Source organism: Streptosporangium minutum, assembly GCF_002149035.1.
Classification (GTDB): Bacteria; Actinomycetota; Actinomycetes; order Streptosporangiales; family Streptosporangiaceae; genus Streptosporangium; species Streptosporangium minutum.
Map to the genome: position 1 here is coordinate 1 of NZ_NGFP01000393.1, position 5,668 is coordinate 5,668.

Here is a 5,668-nt window from a genome sequence, read left to right on the forward strand (position 1 = left end):
CCCTCGCTGAGCGGCCTTCGGTTCCTGGCGGCAGCCCTGGTGTTCCTGTTCCACGCCGGCATCGCGCAGGTGTTCAGCGCTCCGCCGCTGCGCTACGGCTTCCTCTTCGTCGGCGGCAGTGCGGGATTCGTGGGGGTCTCGTTCTTCTTCGTCCTGAGCGGGTTCGTTCTCACCTGGTCGGCTCGGCCGGGAGACGGCACGGCGGGGTTCTGGCGGAGGCGCTTCGTCAAGATCTTCCCCAACCATGTCGTGACGTTCGCCGTCGCGCTCGTCCTGATCGGCTGGGCGGGCCAGTCCGGGGGGCTCTGGCAGGGCGTGACCAACCTTCTCCTGCTGCACGCCTGGATCCCCCAGTACTCCTTCATGGTCAGCGTCAATGCCGTGAGCTGGTCGCTTTCGGTGGAGGCCCTGTTCTACCTCGCGTTCCCGCTGCTGTTCCTCGTGGTCGGCCGGATCAGGCCGAGCCGCCTGTGGTGGTGGGCGGGGGCGACGGTCGTGGGGGTGCTGCTGGCGCCGCCGGCCGTCCAGGCCCTGCTGCCGGATCAGCCACAGTGGTCATGGGGGCCGGCCTCCTTCGCCCAGATCTGGTCCGTCTACGCCTTCCCTCCCGTGCGGCTCCTGGAGTTCGCCCTCGGCATGCTGCTCGCACGGATCGTGCTGACCGGCCGGTGGATCCGCCTTCCCCTGCCTGCGGCCGTCCTCCTGGTGCTCGCCGGCTACGCGGCCTCGCTGTTCGCCCCGTTCCTCTACCGGTTCGCGGCGTGCACCGTGATTCCCCTGGCGCTGCTGATCCCGGCCGCCGCCGCCGCGGACGTCCAGGGCCGCAGGACGGTGCTGAGCACCAGGGTGATGGTCTGGCTCGGCGAGATCTCGTACGCCTTCTACCTGGTACACGGGCTGGTGCTCGCCTACGGGCATCGGGCGTTCGGCCCGCCGACGGACGCCTTCTCCTCCGGGCCCGCCTGGAGCACCCCGGTTGGTCTGGGCTTCCTGCTGGCCTGCTTGGCGGTCTCGGTCCTGCTCGCCTGGGCCCTGCACGTCCTGGTCGAGCGTCCCGCGATGCGCCGCTGGGCGGGCCGGTCCGCCGCGCCGGCCCCTGCGCCGGACGGCGGATCGCGGGTGCCGCCGCAGGGCGTCGCCGGGCACCGGGCGGGGAACCTGCCGGAGGGCGGCGGCGCGTCCGGCGCCTGACGTCGCCGTGGGAACGGGGTTGAGGAACGCAGGAACAGCCATTGGCGGTGAGAAGGATCTCGACGGTTGACGGCCGTTTGTCGCCATGATCAAGTTTGTGGTGTCGAGGGCGGAACGGGGATGAGCATGACCTTCGCGTCGATCGCCGCGTCATCCGCGCGTAACTGCTTGCGCTGGCCCACCAGCGCCAGTGAGGCGGCGAAACAGGCGGCGTAGCCGATGGCGAACAGCTGCTCGGGGTTGGTCCCTTCGCCGTCCCCGCCCAGCTCCTCGGGCTGTCGCAGGTCCACTTCCAGCCTGCCGTCGGCGGTGCGCCCGAACCAGTACCGCGCGCACCCTCGATCTCGTCGGGGAACGCTGGACTCTGCTACTCATCCGTGAGCTGCTGACTGGCCCCAGACGCTTCGGCGACCTGCAACACAGCCTGCGCGGTCTGGGCACCGGCCTACTGGCCGCACGGATGAAGTATCTGGAACACGAAGGACTGGTCCACAAGGTCACCCTCCCTCCACCGGCCCGCACCGCCGCCTATGCCCTCACCCAGGCTGGCGAGGAGCTCGGCCCCGCAGTGCCGGCTTTGGCCCGGTGGGGCCTGAAATGGGCAATGGACGAACCCCGTGAACAGGAGACCTTCCACCCCGGCTGGGCCGTGCTCGGCCTGAGAGCGTGCTTCGACGCCCAGGCAGCCACCGGCCTGCACGCACTGTATGAGTTCCGCGTCGAGGAGGAGGTCTTCCACGCCCGCATCGACGACGGCACCATCGAAACGGTGCACGGCCCGGCCCAGCACCCCGACGTGACCATCACGATCGGCGGCGAGGTCTTCCGCGGCCTCGCCGCCGGCCGGTCAACCCTCGCCGAAGCGATCAACAACGGCGCCGCCTCCGCCTCCGGCGACCAACAAGCCCTGCGCCGACTGCACCAACTGTTCCGCCTCCCACGCCCGCAAACCCGATCAGCATCACAAGCCCCCGCGTCATGAACCCGGCCTGTACGATCTTGGCCGGCGGCTGAGAGGCCGTGAACGCGTAGCGGCCCAGGACGTTGAGATGGGCGTGGCCCAGCGGGTTGGGGCGGCCGCCGCGGCTGAACATGCGCAGCAAGTCGTAGGCGCGGACCTGGTTGGTGATCAGGGAGCCGACAACGCGGAGCATGTCCGGCCACCGAGTGATGATCTTCTTGAGGGCCGCCTTCTGCCGGGCGACGGCTTCCAGGGGGCCGTAGTCGCCCGCGGCGCCACCGGGCAGGTCGCTCTCCGGTCAGTGCGGCAGAGTGAGCCGACGCCGGGTGAGCCAGGCGTCGAGCTTCAGGGCCAGTTCCAGCTCGGTACGGCTGAGCGCCGGCCCCTGGGACGGGTCCTCGCGCAGGCGCTCCAGCACGGATGCGTCGAGCAGCGGCAGCACCGGCCCGCCGGCCGCCAGTTCGCCGGCCTTCGCCCGCAGGATGAGGTCGTATCCCTGGTCGTGCGTCATCGGGTATCCGGACTTGCGGCGCTCCAGCACCGAAGCCGGAAGCAGGTCGGCCGCGGCCGCGCGCAGCACGCTCTTCTCCGAGCCGTCGAAGTTCTTGACGCCCCACGGGATGTTCAGCGCGTACTCCACCAGCCGGTGGTCGCAGAACGGCATCCTGACGTCGAATCCGCAGCCGGTGCTCAGCCGGTGGGCGCGGTCGAGCTGCTCGGGCAGGAAACGGGTGACGAAGAGGTAGCTCACCTCCCGCATCCGCCGCTCCCGGGGGTCCTCATCCGGCGGAGCGGGCAGCTCCGCCAGGGCCTCGCGGTAGTGCTCGGCGCGGAAGTCCGCCACCGCCAGGTCCCTCATCGCCGGCGCGAAGAGGGTGCCGACCAGCTCGTCGGTCGTCGGCGTCCAGGGGAAGTCGGGCGCCTGGGCCCACCGGGGGTGGTGGAACCAGGGGAATCCGCCGAAGAGTTCGTCGGCTCCCTCGCCGCTGAGCACCGTGTCCAGCCTGCTCTGGACCGCCCGGTACAGCAGGATCATCGACGGCTCGGTGTCGGCGAACAGCCGGGGCTGGTCCAGCGCGGCCACCAGGGCGTTCCAGACGTCGGGGGCGGTGAGGTCGCCGGTGGTCAGCACCACGTCGGTGTGGTCGGATCCGAGATGGGCCGTCATGTCACGGACGTAGGGGCTGTCCGGTTCCGGCCGGACGATGTGCGGCCGGAAGCTGTCCTCGTAGCCCTGGTAGTCGACCGAGAAGGTGGCCAGGCGCCCCTCCCGCCGCCCGGCCAGCAGCGCCGCGAGCGTGCTGGAGTCCAGTCCGCCCGACATCAGGCTGCCGGCCCGCCCGGCGTCCGCCGTCTGCTCGCCGACGGCGTCCTCCAGCAGCTCACGGACCCGTGCGACGGTGGTCGCGGTGTCGTCGCGGTGCTCGGCCGCCGACAGTGCCCAGTAGCGGCGCTCGGTCCTCCCCTCGCGGGAGAAGCGGACCGCGTGCCCCGGACGCACCTCGCGGACGTCCCGGTAGACGGTCCGGCCGGGGATGGTGATCCCGGAGAGCACGATGCGCAGGCCGTCTTCGTCGAGTGCCGAGTGCGCCGCCGGATGTGCCAGTACGGCCTCTGGCCGCGAGGCGAAGACCACGCCGGTGGCGAGCTCCAGATAGTAGAGCGGGCGGGTGCCCAGCCGGTCCCGGACCAGCGTCAGCGCGGCGTCCTGAGGCTCCCAGAGGGCGAAGGCGTAGGAGCCGCGCAGGCGTTCGGTGAAGCGGCCGCCGAGCACCCGGTAGGCGTGCAGCACCGCCGCCGCGTCGCCCTGGCCGTCCGGGCGGCCGGGCAGGCCGCGCAGCTCCGCGCGGTTGTCGCAGGCGCCCCCGAAGGCGATGACCGCCGGGCCGCGCGCGCCACGCGCGTCGAGCAGTGCCCGGCCGGCCGTGCCGTGTGAACGGGCGTCGCGCAGTCCGAGGGCGCCCCCGGGACCCGACCACAGCCGGAGGTCGCCGCACTCCCCCATGGCCAGGGCCCGGGTCATCTCGGTGACCACGGCGCCCGCCGTGGCGGGTCCGCCTTCGAAGTCCACCCAACCGGCGATCTCCGACATAGGGCCTGGCCTCCTGCTGGGTCCGCGTCGATGGGGGTGGTGCCGGGCGCGGTCAGGGCGCCTTGCGGCCGGGCCGGACACGTCCTCGGAGCAGCGCTCCGGCCAGCCGACCCAGTGCCTTCGGGGTGGTGAGCCGCTCGACCCTCGCCCCGTTGCGCCGGGCGGACAGGATGCGCTCGGCCATCCAGGGCGCGACGACGTCCAGCGGGTCGGAGAGCACCTCGTAGTACAGCTGCTGCCTGCGGCCCCGCAGGTCGGCGCGTAGGTCGTTGTCGGCGACCAGTTCGGTGACCACCATGCCCGGCGAGAGCAGCCCGGCCCGGACCGGCGTTCCCCTGGTCTCCAGCACCAGGGTGTCGTGCACATAAGCCAGTGCCCTTTTCGTCGATCCGTAGAGCGCCATTCCACGGGAGATCCTGCCGTTACTGCCGAATCCGACCATGTTCCAGAGAAAACCTCCGCCGCGGGTGAGCATCCGCTCGGCCGCCACGGCACTGCCGTTGACGGCCCCGATCATGTTGACCTCGACGACCTTGCGGATGTCGGATTCGGGGACGTCCCACAGCAGCCGCGGCGCGAGCGCGACACCGGCGTTGTTGATCCAGTGGTCGACCCGGCCGAACTCCTTTTCGGCCTTCTCCCAGAGCCGTTCCAGGTCCGGCCGGCAGGTGACGTCGGCCCGCACGCCGAGCACTCCGGGGCCGAGCGCGCCGGCAGCCGAGCGCGCCCTCTCCTCGGAACGTCCGCAGATCACGACCCGGCAGCCGCGGGCGGCGAACGCGCGGGCGAGACCTTGCCCGATGCCTCGGGTACCACCGGTGATCACGATCGCCGTCATGCCGCTCATTGTCACCGTCGCGGCACCAGCGCAGCTCGAGAACCGGTGGAGAACCCGGCCGGAACCGTTCCGCCCGGATCGATGAACCGGAAATCATGTCGGGCTCCAGATGAACTGGAGCGCTTCCCCTTTGACTCTGTGAAAAATTCACAGTCAAAAGGAGACGGACACACCGATGACCACTGAGGACCCCGGGAATTTCCCGTTCACATTTCCCCCCGGAATCACGCAGCCCCCCGAGCTCGCCCGCCTGCGCGAGGAGGCGCCCGTCACCCTGGTCACCTTGCCGACCGGCGACCGTGCCTGGCTGGTCACCCGTTACGAGGACGTCAAACAGGTGCTCGCGGACCCGCGTTTCAGCCGGGCGGCGGCAGAGCTGCCCGGCGCACCGCAGATGGGCGCCTCCAACCCGGGCCCCGACGTCCTGCTCGGCATGGACGGCCCCGAGCACGCCCGGCTGCGCCGTACCGCCACGAGGCACTTCACGGCACGCCGGGTGGAGGCCCTGCGGCCGTGGACCCGGCGGCTGGCCGGGCAGCTCATGGACGATCTGATCTCCGCCGGTCCCCCCGCCGACCTGGTCTCC

Annotated in this window: 6 protein-coding genes and 1 pseudogene; 3 read left to right on the forward strand and 4 right to left on the reverse strand. The window is 71.2% G+C overall.

All coding sequences use genetic code 11. From position 1 onward, the window contains the following. Positions 1-1,191 (forward strand): acyltransferase family protein (locus CA984_RS42300; protein WP_108724699.1); only part of this gene is annotated, 1,191 nt, incomplete at its 5' end. A gap of 89 nt (positions 1,192-1,280) precedes the next feature. On the opposite strand, the gene CA984_RS42305 is transcribed toward CA984_RS42300, so the two are convergent. Next, complete coding sequence (locus tag CA984_RS42305) at positions 1,281-1,475, reverse strand: OsmC family protein (RefSeq protein ID WP_278249105.1); 195 nt, start codon at positions 1,473-1,475, stop codon at positions 1,281-1,283. Here CA984_RS42305 and CA984_RS42310 point away from each other — a divergent pair. After that, positions 1,382-2,173 (forward strand): winged helix-turn-helix transcriptional regulator, encoded by a 792-nt coding sequence (locus CA984_RS42310; protein ID WP_278249104.1) that lies wholly within the window; start codon positions 1,382-1,384, stop codon positions 2,171-2,173. The genes CA984_RS42305 and CA984_RS42310 overlap by 94 nt on opposite strands. Here CA984_RS42310 and CA984_RS48960 read toward each other — a convergent pair. From CA984_RS48960 to CA984_RS42325, 3 genes are read right to left on the reverse strand one after another with little or no spacing between them, the layout of a single operon-like run. Next, positions 2,058-2,438, reverse strand: a complete 381-nt coding sequence (locus CA984_RS48960) for a Tn3 family transposase (RefSeq protein ID WP_207621253.1) — start codon at positions 2,436-2,438, stop codon at positions 2,058-2,060. The two genes, CA984_RS42310 and CA984_RS48960, sit on opposite strands and share 116 nt — an antisense overlap. Positions 2,439-2,450: 12 nt before the next feature. Beyond that, positions 2,451-4,244: an asparagine synthase (glutamine-hydrolyzing) gene (gene asnB, locus CA984_RS42320; protein ID WP_165781623.1), complete on the reverse strand. Its 1,794-nt coding sequence runs from the start codon at positions 4,242-4,244 to the stop codon at positions 2,451-2,453. A gap of 52 nt (positions 4,245-4,296) precedes the next feature. Further along, positions 4,297-5,082 carry an SDR family oxidoreductase gene (locus CA984_RS42325; RefSeq protein ID WP_165781624.1) on the reverse strand — a complete coding sequence of 262 codons (786 nt, stop codon included), beginning with the start codon at positions 5,080-5,082 and terminating at the stop codon, positions 4,297-4,299. A 175-nt stretch (positions 5,083-5,257) separates the two neighbouring features. Between CA984_RS42325 and CA984_RS42330 the strand changes: the two are divergent. Then, positions 5,258-5,668 (forward strand): annotated as a pseudogene (locus CA984_RS42330) (cytochrome P450); the annotation flags it as partial.